Origin of the sequence: Bordetella genomosp. 5 (assembly GCF_002261315.1) — a bacterium.
GTDB lineage: Bacteria > Pseudomonadota > Gammaproteobacteria > Burkholderiales > Burkholderiaceae_B > Bordetella.
The window spans coordinates 1-18,512 of record NZ_NEVP01000015.1 but is presented as its reverse complement, the minus strand read 5'-3'; the positions used below and the strand labels follow the sequence as shown (position 1 = coordinate 18,512).

Genomic DNA, 18,512 nt, shown 5'->3' with positions numbered 1-18,512 from the left:
GGCCGGGAAAGCAAGGGTAAACCCGAGGCGAGTATAGCGGCTAGTGGGGCCGCAGACGTTACAAACTACATCTGATCGAGAGGATATATGGGTCGGCGCACATGTTTGAAGTCGAGCTGGCCATAGTCGGAAGTGGTCACGCCGACCCCGGTGCACTCGATAATCTCGGAGGCCATGTCGGAAAACCCGGCACGCCAGTGCACGCGCGACTTCAGCACCACGTACCGCTTCTGCAGCGGGTCGATGCCCGCCGAAAGCAGGCAGTTGATGTCGAACGGCTCCTGGTGGCGCGACACCACCACGATCTCGACGCGGCCCGTGTCGAGCACCACCGTGAGGCCGGTGTCGTTGCGCACGCCGCGGTACATGGGCCCGCGGTTGAGGTACACGCCATCGAATACCAGTTTGACACGCGCCTGGAGCGTGAGCGGTTCGGACTGGACCTTGAGCGCCGGCATGGGCAGCTTGCCGCCGAGCTTGATCGTGATGGTCTTGCCCACGCCGGCCGCGGCTGCCTCTTCGGCGGCCTGCGGGTCGCAGATCGCGTAGAACGCGACGTTCTCGAGCTCCTGGCGCAGCACCTCCGCCAGCACGGTGGTGGTGTCCATGGTGCCGCCCGAGCCCGTGTTGTCGAAGTGGTCGAGCAGGATCACCGGGCCCTCGGTCAGGGTTTTGGCGCGGGCGATGGTGGGCGCGAGCGGCTCCGGGTGGAACACCCACTTCTCGCGGTGGCGCCACGCCGTGTCGAGCAGTTCGTCGCGGTATTGCTCGGCCTGCGCGCGGTTGGCATCCACGCACACCACCGCCGACAGCCCCGCCTCGCGGATATCCGCATGGGGGAATCCCACGAACACCGAGGCCGCGAGCGCCCCGTCGGCCTCCATCTGGCGGCAACGCTCCTGCAGCGATTTGTTCGGGTCGGCGTGCGTGCCCTGGCACATGACGTGGGGCAGCATGGGCTTGTTGCCCCAGACCATCACCGGCTTGATCTCGCCCTTGAGCATGCGCGCGATCGTGTCGGCCGCGCGCACGCCACTCTCGCGGATGTCGACGTGCGGGTAGGTATGAAAGCCGGTCACGACGTTGGCATTGCGGATGATGTCGTCGTAGATATTGGCGTGCATGTCGAGCGTGACGCCCACCGGCGTATGCGGATCGATCTCGCGCAGCCGGCGCAGCAACTCGCCTTCGGCGTCTTCCACGCCTTCGGCCACCATGGCGCCATGCAGGTCGAGCAGGATGGCGTCATAGCCGCCCTTCCTGACTTCGTCGAGGATGAGCGCGCACAGGGTCTCGTAGGTGCCGGTGTCGGTGGGCGAGCTGGGCCAGGCCTCGGCCGCCACCGGCACCACCATCTCGGCGCCTTCGCGCCGGGCCACTTCGATGTAGCCGCCCAGGCCGCTGTCGGTGTTTTCATAGGCGCGGATGGCGCGCTCGCCCGCCAGGATCTCGGGATTGCCGCGAAAGAACCGCGCGAGCGGCGTGGGCACGGGAGAGAACGTGTTCGTCTCGTGCTTGATCATTGCCAACAGCCAACGCATTTTGCTGCTCCTTGTCGAGGGGTGCGGCGCCGGGCGCCGCGTCGTATCGTTCGTGCGTCTCGCGGCCTCAGGCGGCGGCCTGCAGCGGACGGAAATTCTGGAAGTCCCAGTCGCGGCCGGGCGCGGCATCGATGAGCGCGCGGGTATAGGCGTGCGTCGGCCGCGTCAGGACGGCCTCGGCGCTACCGGTCTCGACGACCAGCCCGCGCTGCATCACCACGATCGTGTCGCAGATCTGGGCCGCCACGCGCAGGTCGTGCGTGATGAACAGCACGCCGACCCCGGTGCGTTCGCGCACCTGTTCGAGCAGCTCGAGCACCTGGGCCTGCACCGAGACGTCGAGCGCGGACACCGCCTCGTCGGCCACCAGCACCTCCGGTTCCATCACCAGGGCGCGGGCGATGCAGATGCGCTGACGCTGGCCCCCCGAGAACTGGTGCGGATAGCGCCGCATCACGTCCGGCGCGAGGCCGACCACGCTCAGCGTTTCGGCCGCCTTGGCTTCGGCCTGCGCGCGCGCCATGCCGAAGTTCAACAGGCCTTCGATGATGGATTCGCCCACGGTGCGGCGCGGGTTGAGCGACCGGTAGGGGTCCTGGAACACGATCTGGATGCGTTGCCGCAGCGGCCGCAGCGCGGCGCCCGACAGCTGGGCGATATCCTGCGAGCCCAGCCGCATCTGGCCCGCGGTGGGCTCGATCAGGCGCACGATGCAGCGCGCCACGGTGGATTTGCCCGAGCCCGATTCGCCCACGATGCCGAGGATCTCGCCCTTGTGCAGCGTGAGGTCGACGTTCTGGGCGGCCACGACCTGCCGCATGCCTCGCCGCAGCAGACCGCCGCCGCCCTCGTAGGTGCGGCAGAGGCCCTTGACGGTCAGCACGGGCGCGCCCTCGAGCGCGCTGCGCTGGCTCGGCACGAGGCTCGGCACCGAGGACACCAGCCGGCGCGTGTAGGTCTGCTGCGGGCGCGCCAGGATGTCGTCGCGCGTGCCGCTTTCGATCAGGTCGCCGCGGTTCATCACGACGATGCGGTCGGCGATCTCGGCCACCACGCCGAAATCGTGGGTGATGAACAGCACGGCGGTCTGGTGCTTCTGCTGCAACTCTTTGATGAGCGACAGGATCTGCTTCTGGGTCGTGACGTCGAGCGCGGTGGTCGGCTCGTCGGCGATCAGCAGCTTGGGCTCGAGGATGAGCGCCATCGCGATCACGATGCGCTGGCGCTGTCCGCCCGACAGCTGATGTGGATAGGAGTCGTAGATGCGCTCCACCTCGGGCAGGTGCACCGAACGGAACATCTCCAGCACCTTGTCGCGGCGCTCGGCCGCCGACAGGCGGCGATGCAGGCGCAGGACCTCGTCGACCTGCTTGCCCACCGTATGCACCGGATTGAGCGCGGTCATGGGCTCCTGGAACACCATCGCCATGCGGGTGGCGCGCCATTCGCGCAGCAGGCGGGGCGAGGCCGTGACCACGTCTTCGCCGAGCACGCGGGCCGAGCCGCCGGCCACGCGCAGCATGCCCTGCGGCAGCAGCCCCATCACGGCCAGCGACGTGACCGACTTGCCGGAGCCGGACTCGCCGACGACGCAGACGGTCTCGCCGGGGTTCACATCGAGGCTGAGGTTGCGCACCACGCGATTGCCGGCGCCCTCGACCTCGACGCTCAGATTGCGGATCGCCAGCACGGCATGACCGGTATCGCCGGCGGCGGGAGTGGGGGTGTAGGTCATGGTGTCAGCTCCTGCGGGCCATTTTGGGATCCAGGGCATCGCGCAGCGCGTCGCCGAGGATGTTGACCGACAGCACCGTCAACGACAGGAACAGGCCGGGAAACAGGATCAGGCCGGGCAGCATGCGGAAGTACATGCGGCCCTCGGACATGATGTTGCCCCACGAGGGGATCTCGGGCGGGATGCCGGCGCCCAGGAAGCTCAGGATGGCTTCGGTCAGCATGGCCGAGGCGAACACATAGGTGCCCTGCACGGTGAGCGGTGCGATCGTGCTGGGCACCATGTGGCGCCACAGCAGCAGGGGCAGCGGCGTGCCCAGCGCCAGCGCCGCCTCGACATACGGCTCGCCGCGCACGCTCAGGATCTGTCCGCGCACCAGCCGCACCACCCGCGGGATCTCCGGAATGGTGATGGCGATCAAGACGGTGGTGAGGCTGGCGCCGCTGACCGATACCAGCGCGATGGCGAGCAGGATGCCCGGGATGGCCATGATGGCGTCCATCGTGCGCATGATGAAGCCGTCGAGCACGCGGAACCAGCCGGCCAGCAGGCCGATCACGAGACCCAGGCCCACGCTCACGAGCGCGGCGCCCAGGCCCGCCACCAGCGAGACCTGCGCGCCGTAGACCACGCGCGACCAGACGTCGCGGCCGAACGCGTCGCTGCCGAACAGGAACTCGCCGAACGGCGGCTTGAGCCGGGCGCCGGGGTTGAGCGTGGTGGGGTCGGTGGTGCCGAGCCAGGGGGCGAACACCGCCCCGGCGCTCACCAGCAGCAGCACGATCAGCGCCAGCAGGACCGGCCAGCTCTTGAGCTCCTGGCGTACGCGGGTCCAGGCACTGGATTTAGGGCTGCCTTCGCCGGGCAGGGGGCCGTCGGCGAGGGCGTCGGTGGGAGTCTGCATTTGCGATGTCCTCAATACCGGATACGGGGGTCGAAGATCGTGTAGGCCCAGTCGACGACGAGGTTGATGAACACATAGACGAACGCGAAGAACAGCGTCAGCCCCTGTATCACCGGATAGTCGCGTGCGAGCACGGCTTCGACCACCAGGCGGCCCAGCCCGGGGATGTTGAACACGGATTCGGTGACGACCACGCCGCTGATGAGCAGCGCCACCCCCACCCCGACCACGGTCGCGATCGGCACCGCCGCATTGCGCAGCGCGTGGCCCAGCAGCACGCCGGTCTCGCCCAGCCCCTTGGCGCGCGCGGTGCGGATGAAGTCCTCGCCCATCACCTCGATCACGCTGGTGCGGGTGATGCGCGCGATCAGCGCCACATACACCGTGGAGAGCGCGAGCGCCGGCAGCACGAGCCGGTGCAGGTAGGGCCAGAAGCCTTTGGCCAGCGGCGTATACCCCTGCACGTTGAACCAGCCCAGCTTGATGGCGAACAGCCAGATCAGCACGTAGCCCGTCACGAACACCGGCACCGAGAAGCCCAGCACCGAGAAGCCCATGACGGCCCGGTCGAGCAATTTCCCGCGGCGCCACGCGGCCAGTACCCCGAGCGGGATGGCCACCAGCAGCGTGAAGACCAGCGTGATCACGGCCAGGCTCAACGAAGGCTCGAGGCGCTGGGCGATCAGCTTGGTGACGGGCACGCCCGACATCAGCGACTGGCCCATGTCGCCCTGGAGCAACTTGCCGCCCCAGATGAAGAACTGCTTCGCGAGCGGTTGATCCAGGCCCATGGCCTGGCGGATCTGCGTGATGCGTTCCGGCGTGGCGGCGTCGCCGGCCATGATGACGGCCGGGTCTCCGGGGCTGAACCGCAGGATGGCGAACACCACGACCGCGACCATGATGAGCACGGGAATGGTGGCGAGCAGACGACGCAAAAGAAACGACAGCATATGTTTTCCCCCTGCTGTGTTGCGGGCCCGGCGGGCGGGCCAGCCCGGCATGGTCCGGCGCGCGTGGCGCCGGCCTGCCGGGCGTCTAGAGGCCGGGCGTCAGGGACGCCCGGCTCGCGGCGCTCAGGGCGCCTTCTTGACGTTCCAGAAGGCGAACACAGGGGCGTGCACGAGACCGCTGAGCTTCGTGGAATACACCGTGGGTACGGACATCTGACCCAGCGGCACATACAGGCCCTCGTCGATGCCGATTTTCTGCGCTTCGTCGGCAATCTTCTTCTGCTCGGCCGGATCGGAGGTCAGTGCGAACTTGGTCCGCAGTGCTTCGATCTGGGGCATGTCGGGCCAGCCGAACCAGGCGCTGTCACCGTTGGCGGCCGCGGGCGCCGAGCGCACCGGATCCATGATGTCGGTGGCGTACCAGTTGGTGTTGTGGATGTTCCAGCCGCCCTCGGTCGGCGCGGCCTTGGAGGCACGGCGCGTGGCCACGCTCTGCCAGTCCATCGCGGCGAGGTTGACGTTGAAGCCCGCCTTGCGCAACGCCTGCGCCATCACCACGGGTTGGGCGCTGAGCGTGCCCACGTCGGTGGCGTGCATGACGAGAATGGGCGTGTTGTCGTAGCCCGCTTCCTTGAGCAGCTGCTTGGCCTTCTCGATGTTGCTCGGCACGGTCATGTCCTTGCCGATGTCGCTCGTGAAGGGCGTGCCGCAGCCCCACAGCGAGGCGCAGGTCTGCCAGTATTTGTCGTTGCCGACCAGCGCCTTCATCACGTCTTCCTGGCCGATGGCGTACATCGCGGCCTGACGGATCTTCTTGTTGTTGAAGGGCGGGTACTTGAAGTTGAAGCGGTACATCGTGAAGTAGCCGACCGGGCTGAGCGATTCTTCCTTCAGCTCGGGGTTGCCCTCGACCATGGGCAGCAGGTCGTAGGGGAACTGCTCCACGAAATCGATCTCGCCACCCAGCAGCGCGTTGGCGGTGGTGAGGCCGTCGGGCATGACGTCCCATTCGACGCGGTCGACGTTGACGACCTTGCCGCCGGCCAGACCGCTCACGGCCTCTTTGCGCGGCACGTAGTCGGCGTTCTTCACGTAGATGGTCTTCACGCCCGGCTTGAAGTCGGCAACCTTGAACGGACCCGAGCCCGTCATGTCGGTGATCGGTTTGCCGATCGGCACTTCGGCCACGCGTTTGGGCATCATGAAGGCCGCCGTACCGGTGGGCTTGGACAGCGCGCGCAGCGCGAGGTCGGTCGGCTCTTTCATGACGATGCGGAAGGTCTTGTCGTCGACCGTTTCGATCTTGTCGGTGAACTTGAGCAGGGTGCGGCCCATGCCGTCGCCGTTGGCCCAGCGCTTGATCGACGCCACGCAGTCATCGGCGGTCACGGGCTTGCCGTCGTGCCACTTGAGGCCGTCGCGCAGCGTCATCGTGTAGGTCTTGCCGTCGCCCGAAACATCCCATTTCTCGAGCATCTGCGGCTGGATCTTGTTGTCGGCATCGGTGGCCAGCAACGTGTCGTAGATCATGTAGCCGTGCCACGTCGTGATGTATGCAGTGGTGGCGTGCGGGTCGGTCAGGCGCAGCGGCGAATGCATGACCGCCTTGATGACGGTCTCGGCGGTGGCGGCGTTGGCGGCCAGGAGCGTGGCGCCGGCCAGCGCGGCCGTACGGACAAACTTGAGCATCGGTGTTCCCCTTTTTCTTGCAGCGTGCGGCGCACGGTTACCGCGCCGCCGTCGTTGTGGATGAGCCAGCGCCGCCGCGGGCGGCCTGGCCATAGGGTGAGTCTGCTGAGCATCCGGGCCGCGTCGGGCCCGGGGGTCTGTCATGCGGTCCGGCTTGCGAAGACCGGACCGCATGGCGCCATTCTGATGCCGTGGCGCAACCGTGTCCATGGTTGTTTAGCCGCATCCATGAGCATCGAGCCGGGCGCTTCGCACACCAGGATCACGTGCGCGATGTCGGTGAAATCCGCGCGGAAATGCGCCGTGCTCTTGACCACCAGAATGGCGGCGCGCGTGGGCTCCACGCCGGCGAAACGGAACATTTCCTGATCGGCCATCTGCACCTTCACCGAGGCGACGATCACGCGCACATCGTCGATGCGCAGGCAGGCCGAGGGGCCCAGATCCATATGGAATCCGCGGTAGAACGCGCCGTGCGTATCGAACTTGCCGTCGGAGAGCTTCTCGACGACGAAATCGGCCTGCAAGGGCTCGTCATCGGGAATACCCGAGTGTCCACCCAGCGAGAGACGCACCGTCTTGCCGACGCCCGCGCGATGCGCCGCCAGCGCCGCCTCGGGGTCGACGATGAGCCCGATGGCGGCGTGTCTGGCCTGATTGCGGATCAGGGCGCGCAGCACGCCGGTGGTGTCCGAGCTGCCGCCGGCGCCGGGGTTGTCCTGGACATCCGCGATCACCACGGGCTTGCTCGCCGTGCGTGCGATGGACATGGCCTCGCGCACGGCCTCGTCGGGGGTGTAGATCTTGCCGCCGAACTCGTGTTCGGCGTCGAGCACCGCGCGCGTCATTTCGTCGGCGGCGCGGTCGGCATCCTGTTGCGTCTCGCCATAGGCCCAAACGGTGGGCGCGCAGTCCGGGAAGTCGGCCGCCGGAAAGCCGGTGGCGAACGAGAGGCTGATGGCCGAGCGGGCCTCGATGTCGTCGACCAGGCGATAGAGGCCGCGTGCCGGCTCGATGTCGGTGGACTGCCAGCAGAGCGAGATCAGATAGGGCAGCTGGCGCAGACACACGCTGGGCCGCGGCATGCCGTCGAGGCGGCGCTGCAGGAACGCCGCTGCGCGGGCGCCGGTTTCGGCCATGTCCACATGCGGGTAGGTGCGATAACAGACCAGGCCGTCGGCATGGCGCACCATCGCGCGCGTGACGTTGGCATGCAGGTCCAGGCTGGCGACCAGCGGCACGTCCGGGCCGATGAGCTCGCGCACGCGGCGCAGCAGTTCGCCTTCGCCGTCATCGAGATGCTCGGTGACCATCGCGCCGTGCAGATCGAGGTACACGGCGTCCAGCGGCATCGCCTGGCGCAGGCCGTCGAGAATGAGTGTGGAGATGCGTTCGAACGCGTCGCGGGTCACCGGACCCGATGGGCTGGCCGCCGTCCAGGTGGTGGGCACCAGCGTGTGCTGGCGCATGGCATCGATGAATCCCGCCACCGGGATGTTGGCGCCGGCCACGGCGGCGAACATGCCCTGTCCGCTCACCAGTTTTGGCCAGCCTCCGCCCTTGTCGGCGAAGTCTTCCCAGGCCGCGCGCGAAGGCGCGAACGTATTGGTTTCGTGCTGAAAGCCGCCTATCCCGATGCGCATCGGAAAACCCCTCGTGAAAGTTGTTCTGGATAGCTTGCTGACTGCCGACGCGTTGGGCGCGTTCTGAGGTCTTGTTGCGGTACTGCGTCTCCGAGTGCGGTATTGCGACTGCAAAATGCAAAGCCCGCGCCGGGATCGCTCCCGGCGCGGGCCGTCGTGCTTACTTGGCCACCGGCATGGTGAATTCGGCGCCCTTGGCGATGCTGTCGGGCCAGCGTTGCATCACGCTCTTGTAGCGCGTGTAGAAACGGATGCCTTCTTCGCCGTAGGCGTGGTGGTCGCCGAACAGCGAACGCTTCCAGCCGCCGAACGAGTGCCAGGCCATCGGCACCGGGATCGGCACGTTGATGCCGACCATGCCCACCTTGATCTGGCGCGCGAAGGCGCGGGCGATGCCGCCGTCGGAGGTGTAGCAGGCCACGCCGTTGCCGAACTCGTGCGCGTTGATGAGCTCCACCGCCGAGGCGAAATCGGGCACGCGCACCACGCACAGCACCGGGCCGAAGATCTCTTCGCGGTAGATGTTCATCTTCGGGGTGACGTGATCGAAAAGCGTGCCGCCCAGGAAGAAGCCCTTTTCGTTGCCGGGCACCTTCAGGCCGCGGCCGTCGGCGACGAGCGTGGCGCCGGTGGCGATGCCGTCTTCGATGTAACCCAGCACCTTGCTGCGGTGCTGCGCCGTCACGAGCGGGCCCATTTCGGCGTCGGGCTGCATGCCGTCCTTCACGATCAGGGCTTCGACGCGCGGCTTCAGGCGTTCGACCACCTTGTCGGCGATGTCGCCCACCGCGACCGCCACCGAGATCGCCATGCAGCGCTCGCCGGCCGAACCGTACGCCGCGCCCATGAGGGCGTCGGTGACCTGATCCAAATCCGCGTCGGGCATGACCACGAGGTGATTTTTGGCGCCGCCCAGGGCCTGCACGCGCTTGCCGCGGCGCGTGCCTTCGGCGTAGATGTATTCGGCGATCGGGGTCGAGCCCACGAACGACAGGGCCTGCACGTCGGGATGCTGAATCAGCGCATCGACGGCGGTCTTGTCGCCCTGAACCACATTGAAGACGCCGTCGGGCAGGCCGGCTTCTTTCAGCAGTTCGGCCAGCCGGATCGATACCGAGGGATCGCGTTCGGAAGGCTTGAGCACGAAGGTGTTGCCGCAGGCCAGGGCCACCGGGAACATCCAGCACGGCACCATCATCGGGAAGTTGAACGGCGTGATGCCGGCCACCACGCCCAGCGATTGGCGCATGCTCCAGTTATCGATGCCGCCGCCGATCTGGTCGGTGTACTGGCCCTTGAGCAGATGCGGAATGCCGCAGGCGAACTCGACCACTTCGATACCGCGCGTGACTTCGCCCTTCGCGTCGGAGAACACCTTGCCGTGTTCGAGCGTGATCAGCTCGGCGAGCTCGTCCTGGTGCTTGTCGAGCAGGGCCTTGAAGTTGAACAGGATGCGCGCGCGCTTGAGCGCGGGCGTTTCGGACCAGGCCGGGAAGGCCGCCTGCGCGGCCGCGACGGCCAGGCCGACATCGTCCGCGGAAGCGAGCGAAATGGTGCTGGAGATGGCGCCCGTGGCGGGGTTGAACCCTTCGGTGTAACGGCCGCTGCGGCCTTCGTAGGCCTGGCCGTTGATGTAGTGCGTAATCTGTTTCATGGTTCGGTGCTGCTTCTAGGCTTGGAACATGAACGCCGCGCCTCGCGGCGCGGCGTCGTGGCCCGATAGGGCGTGGGTCAGGCGACTTCTTTCAGGATCTTGCCGATGCGGTCGAACATCTCGCCGATCTGCGCCTCGTCGATGATGAGCGGCGGCGACACGGCGAGCGTATCTCCAGTATAGCGCACCAGCAGGCCGCTGTCGAAGGCCTTGTGGAAAATTTCGGCGGCGCGCGCGCCCGGCGCGCCGTCGCGCGGCTTGAGTTCGATGCCCGCCACCAGCCCGATGTTGCGCACGTCGATGACGTGCGGCGCGCCGCGCAGCGCATGCGCGGCGGCTTCGAACGCGGGCGCCAGACTGGCGGCGCGCTCGAACAGTTGCTCGCGCTTGTAGATGTCGAGCGTGGCGATGACGGCGGCCGCGGCCAGCGGATGCGCCGAGTACGTGTAGCCGTGGAAGAACTCGATGCCGCCCTGCGCGCTGTTGACGATGGCGTCGTGCACCTCGCGGCGTACCGCGACGGCGCCGGCCGGCACCGCGGCGTTGCTCACGCCCTTGGCCATCGTGATGAGGTCGGGCGTCACGCCGAAGTATTCGGCGGCCGTGCCCTTGCCCAGGCGTCCGAAGGCGGTGATCACTTCGTCGAAAATCAGCAGGATGCCGTGACGCGAGGTGATTTCGCGCAGCCGCTCGAGGTAGCCGCGCGGCGGCACCAGCACGCCGGTCGAGCCGGCCATGGGCTCGACGATCACCGCCGCGATGGTCGATGCGTCGTGCAGGGTGATCAGACGCTCGAGTTCGTCGGCCAGGTGCGCGCCCCATTCGGGCTGACCGCGCGTGTAGGCGTTGTGTTCGAGGTTGTGCGTGTGCGGCAGGTGGTCGACCGAGGGGAGCAGCGCGCCCGAGAAGGTCTTGCGGTTGGCCATGATGCCGCCGACCGAAATGCCACCGAAGCCCACGCCGTGATAGCCGCGCTCGCGGCCGATCAGGCGGGTGCGCTGCGCGTCGCCGCGCATGCGGTGATAGGCCAGCGCGATCTTGAGCGCGGTGTCCACCGACTCGGAGCCCGAGTTGGTGAAGAAGATGCGGTCCAGTTCCTTGGGCATGAACGAGGCGACCGCGCTGGCCGCCTCGAAGGCGAGCGGGTGACCGAGCTGGAAGCCGGGCGCGTAATCCATCTCGCCCGCCTGGCGCGCGATCGCCTGCGTGATCTCCTCGCGGCAGTGCCCGGCGTTCACGCACCAGAGCCCCGCGGTGCCGTCCAGGATCTGGCGGCCGTCGCCCGAGGTGTAGTACATGCCCTTGGCGCTGGTCAGCAGGCGCGGCTGCGCCTTGAACTGTTTGTTGGCGGTGAAGGGCATCCAGAGATGCGACAGATCGGGCGTGCCGGGGGCGTTCATGGTGACTCCAGGGGGAAATCCTGGGCGGCCATCGGAGCCGCCAGGGAATGTCAGCGATTCTGGCCCCGCCGATTTGGAATGAAAATATACAATCCATGCAAAAGCCCCAAACTGTATTGCTTCAGAATGGATAACCGTACAGATTCATGATCGACTTCCAGCCCGTGCGCCGCCGCGACGGCGGTCCCACCCTCGTGGAGCAGGTCATCCAGGCGTTCGCGCGGGCGATCGAACAGCAGGAGCTGCGTGCGGGTATGTCCGTACCCTCGGTGCGGGAGTTCGCGCGCCAGCACGGGGTCAGCACCTTTACGGTTGCCAGCGCCTACAGCCGGCTGGTGGCGCAGGGCTGGCTGGCGGCCCGTCCGGGCGCCGGCTATCGCGTGATCTCGCCCGGCCGCCCGGCGCGTGTCCCCGGCCCGGCCGCGGCGTGGGCGCCGCCGCGGCTCACCTCGGCCTGGTTGCTGTCGGACATTTATGCCGACCACTCCATCCCGATCAAGGCGGGCTGCGGCTGGCTGCCGGGCGAGTGGCTCAACGAAGAAGGCCTGCACCAGGCCTTGCGCCACATGGGCCGCGTGCCGGCGCTGCGCATCTCGGGCTACGGGCATCCCTACGGCTACGCACCGCTGCGCGAGAGCGTGGCGGGCGCCCTCGGCGCGCATGGCCTGATGGCCGAGGCCGATCAGGTGGTGCTCACGCAGGGCGTGACGCACGGTCTGGACATGGTCATTCGCACGCTGCTGCGGCCCGGCGAGACCGTGATCGTCGAGCAGCCCTGTTATGCCAACCTGCTGCAGCTGTTGCGTCTGAACGGCCTGCGGGTGGTGGCGGTGCCGCGCACCGAGGCGGGCCTCGATATCGACGAGCTGCAGCGGCTCGTGCAGGCGCACGCGCCGCGCGCGCTGTTCGTCAACACCGTCTTGCAGAACCCCTCGGGCATGAGCCTCACCATGCCCAATGCCTTCCGCCTGCTGCAGCTGGCCGAGCAGCATGGATTCTGGATCATCGAAGACGATATCTCGCGCGACCTGCTGCCGTCGCACGGGCCGCTGCTCGCCGCGCTCGATGGCGGCCAGCGCGTGGTCTATCTCGGTGGCTATTCCAAGGTGATCAGTCCGTCGGTGCGGGTGGGCTATGTCGTCGCGCATCGCGATGTCATCCGCGATATTGCGCGCACCAAGATGGCGGTGGGGCTGACCTCGCCCGAGATCATGGAACGCGTGGTGCACCAGGTGATTCGCGAGGGCCGGCTGCGCGCGCACATCCAGCGCACCCGCGAGCGGCTCGCGCAGGCGCACGCGCAGGTGTGCCGGCACATGGATGATTCGGGTTTCGAGATCGCGGCGCGGCCGCAGGCCGGTCTGTTTCTGTGGGCCCGCCCGTCGGGCCGCTGGCGCGACCAGGGCGCGGCGGCGCTGGCGGAGCAGGCGCTGCGTGACGGGATCTGGCTGGCGCCGGGCAGCTACTTCGATGCGGCCGAAACCGATACGCCCTGGCTGCGCTTCAACGTGGCGTATTCAGGCAGCGGCGAGCTGTGGCGGTTCATGCGGCGCGTGTGCGCGCCTTGATGCGCGAGGCGCCGGACCACGTTCGGGCCGGCGCTCGCCTTCAGGCCTGGCGTTCGTAAACGACGATGTCGTAGCGCAGGCCGTTTTCTTCGGGTTGGGGCTGGCGCGAGACCTCGCGCCACGACGCCGGCAACGGCGGGAAGAAGGCGTCGCCTTCAATCTGGGCCTGGATTTCGGTGGCGATCACACGCTGCGCGAGCGGCAGCGCCTGCGCATAAATCTGCGCGCCTCCGATCACGAAGACATCGCCGCCGGGCTGGGCCGCGGCCACGGCCTCGGGAAGCGAGCCCACGACCTGCGCGCCTTCCGCGAGGTAATCCGGGTTGCGGCTCACCACGATATTCTGGCGGCCGGGCAGCGGGCGGCCCAGCGATTCCCAGGTATTGCGCCCCATCACGATGGGGCGGCCCAGCGTGGTGCGCTTGAAGTGGGCGAGGTCGCCTGGCAGTTTCCAGGGCAGGGCATTGTCGCGGCCGATGACGCGGTTGGCGGCGTAGGCGACGACGAGGCTCAGAACGGGCGTGGTCATGGTCGGGATGCGGCGGGGCGTGGCGTCAGACCGCCATCGGCGCGGTGAGCGGGGCGTGGTGCTGATAGCCTTCGAGCGCGAAGTCGCCCGGCTCCACCTGCTCGAGCCACTCGGGCTCATACCGCTGGGTCTGGTTGAAATCCGGAATGCGCGAAGACAGCGTGAGCCGCGGCGCCTCGAACGGCGTGCGGGTGAGCTGTTCGCGCAGCATCGGCAGATGGTTTTCGTAGATGTGCGCGTCGCCGATGAAGTACGTGAACCAGCGCGGCGTATAGCCCGTCAGGCGGCCCACCAGATGCAGCAGCGCGGCGCCTTCGGTGAGGTTGAACGGCGTGCCCAGGCCCACGTCGTTGGACCGGATGTACAGACACAGCGAGATTTCGCGCGTGGTGGCGTTGGGCAGGAATTGGTACAGCAGATGGCAGGGCGGCAGCGCCATCTCTTCGATCTGCGCCCAGTTCCAGCCATGGAACAGAATGCGGCGATCGCTGGGATTGTTGTGGATCGCGTCCAGGCACTGGCGCAGCTGATCCACCGCCTTGTAGAGCAGCACGTGCGGCACGCCGGCCTCGTCGAGCTCGGACACGATGCGATAGCCGCGGCCCTGCGCGTCCTCGATCTGCGCGCTGTTGGCGCGCGGCAGCAGCTTGTAGGCCGGCCATTTGCGCCACTGCACGCCGTACACCGGGCCCAGGTCATCGGGGCCGTCGCGATACGGGTTCGCCAGCCACTGCGCGTTTTCGTTGGCGTTCTGGTCCCAGACCTTGCAGCCCAGCGCACGGAAGTCGGCGGCGCTGTCGTTGGCGCGCAGGAAGCCGACCAGCTCGCCGATCGCCGACTTGAACGCCAGCTTCTTGGTCGTCACGGCCGGGAAGCCTTGCTGCAGGTCGAAGCGCAGCATCGCGCCGGGCAGCGACAGCGTGCGGATGCCGGTGCGGTTCGATTGCCAGGCGCCTTGGTCGAGAATGGACTGGACGAGGTCGAGATACTGTTTCATGAGAGCGGGCGCGTGCGGGCGCCGGGTGGTGCGTAGGATCCGGCCGCGGCGCGGCCGGCCTGGTGGGTCGACCGCGGGGTCGACCGGAAGACGATCAGGCGGGCTGGGCCGCGCCTTGCGTATCGGCGATTTCCACCGAGAAGGTCAGTTCGGCGGTCTTTTCGAGCATGGCCGAGGCCGAGCAATACTTTTCGTGCGACAGCTGCACGGCGCGCTCGACGGCGGCCTGCGGCAGATTGCGTCCGGTCACGGTGAACGCGAAGTGGATCTTGGTGAAGACCTTGGGGTCGGTATCGGCGCGTTCGGCCGAGAGTTTCACGCTGCAGCCGGTCACGTCGTGACGGCCGCGCTTGAGGATCAGCACCACGTCGTAGGCCGTGCAGCCGCCGGTTCCGGCGAGCAGCATCTCCATCGGGCGCGGGGCCAGGTTATGACCGCCGCCTTCGACGGCGCCGTCCATGTTGGTGACGTGGCCGCTGCCCGTGCTGGCGGTAAACAGCATGCCGGACGGACCGCCCCAATCAATTGTGCATTCCATGGTTCTGCATCCCTCGACGCTAGGTATTTGCTTGCGCACTGTCAAAGGGGAATCATAACCGGGGAAGAGGGCCCCCGAAGGCGGCACTACAATCTGATCCTGAGTCCCACGGTCCAGGGACGCCAGCCTCAAGGAGTCGCCCATGTCGTACGCCCGTTCCGCCCCAGGTTTCACCCCCCTGACCCGGCGCGCGGGGCCGCTCGATGGCCTCCTGGGCGAGATCGATTGCGCATTGCAGGTGCTGTCGCGCAGCGCGGTGGCCGGGCGGCCGTATCCGGCCCGGGCCGACGAGGCGCCTCAGTCGCTGTCCGAGGCCGACAAGCGTCACGCCGCCGGTCTCATGCGGGTCAACCACGTCGGCGAAGTCTGCGCGCAGGCGCTGTATCGCGGCCAGGCCTCCGTCTGCCGCGAGCCCGCCGCGCGCGAGCTCCTGCTCGAGGCCGCCGCCGAAGAGGTCGATCACCTGGCGTGGTGCGACACGCGGCTGCGCGAGCTCGGCAGCCGGCCCAGCCTGCTGAATCCTGTCTGGTATGCCGGCTCGTTTGCGCTGGGCGTGCTCGCCAGCGTGGCCGGCGTGCCGCGCAATCTCGGCTTCATGGCCGAGACCGAGCGCCAGGTCGAGGCGCACCTCGACGAGCATCTGCGCATCCTGCCGCCGGCCGACGCACGGTCGCGCGAGGTCGTGCAGCAGATGAAGGTCGACGAGATCGGGCATCGCACCAGTGCCGAGCGCGCCGGCGCCGTTCCCTTGCCTGGTCCGGTCAAGGCCGCCATGCGGGCCATGTCCAAGGTCATGACCACGGCGGCCTATCGGATCTGACGCCACCGGCCCGTTCAGGATCGCCCTGCGGGCGGTACCAGATTGGTGCAATGCGATAAAACGGGCGCCTGGCGCCCGTTTTTCATTCTCGGCCTCGTCTCAAGTGCTTGAATTTCCTAGGGTAAGTGCGCAAGGGTTTTCCCTTTGAGGCTTTACCCCCGCGTCCGCGAGACGCAGGCTGGCTGCGCTTCTGCGGCAGGTGAGCGGCCCAGCTGATGCGTCGACCCAACAGCAACAAGATGCAAGGGCGGTCGCTCAAAAAAATCTTGCATTGCACAAAACGCTGCGCTACTATTCATTCAACGGATGCCGAAACGCGAGTGCGGTCCGAGCGACAAAGCAAGATGCAGCGCTCCCCTCGCAAGGATGTCCGGGCTGCCCCCCAGGGGGGTCCAGAGCCTAGCTCCCAGCCCACATCCCGGTGTGCCACGGTTGTCTCCTCCACCCTCCTCCTTTGGTGGATTTAGCCCGAGATCTTACGATCTCGGGCTTTTTTTTAAGTCCGAGCAATGCGTCCCTGTTTTGTGGCGAGAAGCATGCGGGGATCTACGCGTTTTCCCCTAAATAGTCGGCTGTGCGTCCTGGGAAAGTTCTACAATCTGCGAAGGCAGGCCTCTGGCGGGCGGCGAATGGCGATGGCCGTCACCGGGATTCCAGGCTTGCGCTTGTCGGTTTTGTTTTCGCGGCCGTTCGCGAGACCTCATTCCGCGGTCGCGGATGCGTTACGTTCTGTGCCTGCGACTTGCACTTGTTCATTCGTCCCATATATGGTCGTTACACCTGCGCCAGATAATGGCGGACCTGTCTCGATAGACCAACCAAAGGTGATTCTGTGACCTGGCTGTACATATGCGTGGTCGCGTTCATGGTGGGGGGACTCATCGTGGCGTCAGAGCGCTGGCATGGCGCATTCACTGGCGACAGCGATCTCAACAAACCCCAGGCCTCGCATTCGCGCGCCACGCCGCGCGTCGGCGGGCTGGCCGTGCTCGCGGGTTCGCTCGCCGGTCTGCTGGTGCTCGGTCCCAGCAACATGACCCTGACCTGGCTATGGCCCGCGCTGTTCGTGTCGGCGCTGCCCGTGTTCGTGGCGGGCCTGCTCGAAGACATCACCAAGGATATCGGCGCGAGCAAGCGCCTGTTCGCCGCGTTCGCGTCGGCGGCCATCGCCTGGTGGCTGCTCGGCGGCGTGAGCCGCGTGGGCATGCCCTGGGTCGACATGATCCTCGCCTACTGGCCCGTCTCGCTGCTGTTCACGATGTTCGCCGTGGGCGGCTGTACGCATGCCCTGAACATCGTCGACGGCATGAACGGCCTCGCCGGCATGGTCGCCACCCTGATGGCGATTTCGATCAGCCTCGTGGCGCTGCAGGTCGGCGACATGCCCATCTTCATGGTGTCGGCCGCACTGGCGTCCGCCACGCTGGGATTCCTGGTCTGGAACTTCCCGTTCGGCCGCGTGTTTCTCGGTGACGGTGGCGCCTATTTCCTCGGCTTCATGCTGGCCGAGCTGGCCGTGCTGCTGGTGGTTCGCAACCCGTCGGTGTCGCCGTTCTACGCGCTCGCCGTGCTGTTCTATCCCGTCTTCGAAACCGGCTTTTCGATCTGGCGCCGCCGCTTCAAGCGCGGCGTCCCGGTCGATCAGCCCGACGCGTTGCATCTGCATCAACTGGTCTTCCGCCGGCTGGTGCGCGTGACGTTCTCGCGCGGCCGGCGTCATGCCGTCCCCGCGCTGTGCAACGCGCTGGCTTCGCCCTATATGTGGGTGCTGGCGCTCATCGGCCTGGTGCCGGCCACGATCTGGTGGGACAACGCCTGGGCGTTGTGCGCCAGTCTCCTCGTGTTCGCCGGCGTCTACACCTGGCTGTACATGCGCCTGGTTTCGTGGCGCCGTCCGGGGTGGCTGCTCTTGCCGTCCGTGCTGCGTACCCCCTGAACGCTTGGGGATTCAGGCTGGTGTTGCTTACCACCAGCCTGGCACGCGCACCCGACCTTATCTTGGAATTCCGTAACCGTTGCCGGTAACAGGGAGATTTATCTTGCGTATTGATGATGTGAAACTGGCCGTCGTCGGCCTGGGCTATGTGGGTCTGCCTCTGGCGGTCGAATTCGGCAAAAAGCGCGATGTCATCGGTTTCGACATCAATACCCGCCGTATCGACGCGCTCAAGGCCGGTCACGATCACACCCTCGAAGTCGACGATCAGGAACTTGCCTCGGCCACCAAGCTGAGCTACACGGCCGACCGCGCCGAGCTGAGCAAGGCCAATGTGTACATCGTCACCGTGCCCACGCCGATCGACGAATACAAGCAGCCCGACCTGACGCCGCTGGTCAAGGCGAGCGAGACCATCGGCGCCGTGCTCAAGCGCGGCGACATCGTGATCTACGAGTCCACCGTGTACCCGGGCGCCACCGAAGAAGACTGCGTGCCGGTGCTCGAGCGCGTGTCGGGCCTGAAGTTCAACGAAGACTTCTACGCCGGCTACAGCCCCGAGCGCATCAATCCGGGCGACAAGGCGCACCGCGTCAGCACCATCA

At 67.0% G+C, this 18,512-nt stretch carries 15 protein-coding genes; 4 read left to right on the top strand and 11 right to left on the bottom strand.

Features of this window, described 5'->3' with window-relative positions; genetic code table 11:
* Nucleotides 1-65 precede the first annotated feature (65 nt).
* The 8 genes from CAL25_RS22170 to CAL25_RS22135 form a co-directional block, all read right to left on the bottom strand.
* Nucleotides 66-1,541: a M81 family metallopeptidase gene (locus CAL25_RS22170; protein WP_094804101.1), complete on the bottom strand. Its 1,476-nt coding sequence runs from the start codon at nt 1,539-1,541 to the stop codon at nt 66-68.
* A gap of 67 nt (nt 1,542-1,608) precedes the next feature.
* A complete protein-coding gene (locus CAL25_RS22165) occupies nt 1,609-3,276 on the bottom strand; it encodes a dipeptide ABC transporter ATP-binding protein (protein ID WP_094804099.1) in 1,668 nt (555 codons plus the stop codon).
* 4 nt (nt 3,277-3,280) lie between these two features.
* On the bottom strand, nt 3,281-4,180 hold the full coding sequence (locus tag CAL25_RS22160; protein WP_094804097.1) for an ABC transporter permease: 900 nt from the start codon (nt 4,178-4,180) through the stop codon (nt 3,281-3,283).
* A gap of 11 nt (nt 4,181-4,191) precedes the next feature.
* A complete protein-coding gene (locus tag CAL25_RS22155; protein WP_094804095.1) occupies nt 4,192-5,133 on the bottom strand; it encodes an ABC transporter permease in 942 nt (313 codons plus the stop codon).
* A 123-nt stretch (nt 5,134-5,256) separates the two neighbouring features.
* A complete protein-coding gene (locus CAL25_RS22150; RefSeq protein WP_094804093.1) occupies nt 5,257-6,822 on the bottom strand; it encodes an ABC transporter substrate-binding protein in 1,566 nt (521 codons plus the stop codon).
* A gap of 140 nt (nt 6,823-6,962) precedes the next feature.
* The gene (locus CAL25_RS22145; protein WP_094804091.1) at nt 6,963-8,465 is read right to left on the bottom strand and encodes a M81 family metallopeptidase; all 1,503 of its coding nucleotides are present in this window, start codon (nt 8,463-8,465) and stop codon (nt 6,963-6,965) included.
* Between the two features lie 160 nt (nt 8,466-8,625).
* Complete coding sequence (locus tag CAL25_RS22140) at nt 8,626-10,119, bottom strand: CoA-acylating methylmalonate-semialdehyde dehydrogenase (protein WP_094804089.1); 1,494 nt, start codon at nt 10,117-10,119, stop codon at nt 8,626-8,628.
* Nucleotides 10,120-10,196: 77 nt separating this feature from the next.
* The gene (locus tag CAL25_RS22135) at nt 10,197-11,519 is read right to left on the bottom strand and encodes an aspartate aminotransferase family protein (RefSeq protein WP_170948576.1); all 1,323 of its coding nucleotides are present in this window, start codon (nt 11,517-11,519) and stop codon (nt 10,197-10,199) included.
* A gap of 146 nt (nt 11,520-11,665) precedes the next feature.
* On the opposite strand from CAL25_RS22135, the gene CAL25_RS22130 reads away from it, so the two are divergent.
* A complete protein-coding gene (locus CAL25_RS22130) occupies nt 11,666-13,087 on the top strand; it encodes a PLP-dependent aminotransferase family protein (protein WP_094804087.1) in 1,422 nt (473 codons plus the stop codon).
* Between the two features lie 40 nt (nt 13,088-13,127).
* On the opposite strand, the gene CAL25_RS22125 is transcribed toward CAL25_RS22130, so the two are convergent.
* The 3 genes from CAL25_RS22125 to CAL25_RS22115 all read right to left on the bottom strand — a co-directional run bounded on the left by CAL25_RS22125 (nt 13,128) and on the right by CAL25_RS22115 (nt 15,151).
* The gene (locus CAL25_RS22125; RefSeq protein ID WP_170948575.1) at nt 13,128-13,616 is read right to left on the bottom strand and encodes a dihydrofolate reductase; all 489 of its coding nucleotides are present in this window, start codon (nt 13,614-13,616) and stop codon (nt 13,128-13,130) included.
* Nucleotides 13,617-13,641: 25 nt separating this feature from the next.
* On the bottom strand, nt 13,642-14,613 hold the full coding sequence (locus tag CAL25_RS22120; protein ID WP_094804085.1) for a thymidylate synthase: 972 nt from the start codon (nt 14,611-14,613) through the stop codon (nt 13,642-13,644).
* A gap of 94 nt (nt 14,614-14,707) precedes the next feature.
* The gene (locus CAL25_RS22115) at nt 14,708-15,151 is read right to left on the bottom strand and encodes an OsmC family protein (RefSeq protein WP_094804083.1); all 444 of its coding nucleotides are present in this window, start codon (nt 15,149-15,151) and stop codon (nt 14,708-14,710) included.
* Nucleotides 15,152-15,293: 142 nt separating this feature from the next.
* Between CAL25_RS22115 and coq7 the strand changes: the two genes are divergently transcribed.
* The 3 genes from coq7 to CAL25_RS22100 all read left to right on the top strand — a co-directional run.
* Nucleotides 15,294-15,971 (top strand): 2-polyprenyl-3-methyl-6-methoxy-1,4-benzoquinone monooxygenase, encoded by a 678-nt coding sequence (coq7, locus tag CAL25_RS22110; RefSeq protein ID WP_094804081.1) that lies wholly within the window; start codon nt 15,294-15,296, stop codon nt 15,969-15,971.
* 832 nt (nt 15,972-16,803) lie between these two features.
* Complete coding sequence (locus tag CAL25_RS22105) at nt 16,804-17,907, top strand: MraY family glycosyltransferase (RefSeq protein WP_094804079.1); 1,104 nt, start codon at nt 16,804-16,806, stop codon at nt 17,905-17,907.
* Nucleotides 17,908-18,010: 103 nt separating this feature from the next.
* Nucleotides 18,011-18,512: nucleotide sugar dehydrogenase (locus CAL25_RS22100; protein WP_432759263.1), on the top strand; the 502-nt coding region annotated here is incomplete at its 3' end.

Excerpts from the sequence above, each read along its gene's own strand:
- CAL25_RS22170 (WP_094804101.1), bottom strand. The coding sequence starts at position 1,541 with ATGCGTTGGCTGTTGGCAATGATCAAGCACGAGACGAACACGTTCTCT.
- CAL25_RS22165 (WP_094804099.1), bottom strand. The coding sequence starts at position 3,276 with ATGACCTACACCCCCACTCCCGCCGCCGGCGATACCGGTCATGCCGTG.
- CAL25_RS22160 (WP_094804097.1), bottom strand. The coding sequence starts at position 4,180 with ATGCAGACTCCCACCGACGCCCTCGCCGACGGCCCCCTGCCCGGCGAA.
- CAL25_RS22155 (WP_094804095.1), bottom strand. The coding sequence starts at position 5,133 with ATGCTGTCGTTTCTTTTGCGTCGTCTGCTCGCCACCATTCCCGTGCTC.
- CAL25_RS22150 (WP_094804093.1), bottom strand. The coding sequence starts at position 6,822 with ATGCTCAAGTTTGTCCGTACGGCCGCGCTGGCCGGCGCCACGCTCCTG.
- CAL25_RS22145 (WP_094804091.1), bottom strand. The coding sequence starts at position 8,465 with ATGCGCATCGGGATAGGCGGCTTTCAGCACGAAACCAATACGTTCGCG.
- CAL25_RS22140 (WP_094804089.1), bottom strand. The coding sequence starts at position 10,119 with ATGAAACAGATTACGCACTACATCAACGGCCAGGCCTACGAAGGCCGC.
- CAL25_RS22135 (WP_170948576.1), bottom strand. The coding sequence starts at position 11,519 with ATGAACGCCCCCGGCACGCCCGATCTGTCGCATCTCTGGATGCCCTTC.
- CAL25_RS22130 (WP_094804087.1), top strand. The coding sequence starts at position 11,666 with ATGATCGACTTCCAGCCCGTGCGCCGCCGCGACGGCGGTCCCACCCTC.
- CAL25_RS22125 (WP_170948575.1), bottom strand. The coding sequence starts at position 13,616 with ATGACCACGCCCGTTCTGAGCCTCGTCGTCGCCTACGCCGCCAACCGC.
- CAL25_RS22120 (WP_094804085.1), bottom strand. The coding sequence starts at position 14,613 with ATGAAACAGTATCTCGACCTCGTCCAGTCCATTCTCGACCAAGGCGCC.
- CAL25_RS22115 (WP_094804083.1), bottom strand. The coding sequence starts at position 15,151 with ATGGAATGCACAATTGATTGGGGCGGTCCGTCCGGCATGCTGTTTACC.
- coq7 (WP_094804081.1), top strand. The coding sequence starts at position 15,294 with ATGTCGTACGCCCGTTCCGCCCCAGGTTTCACCCCCCTGACCCGGCGC.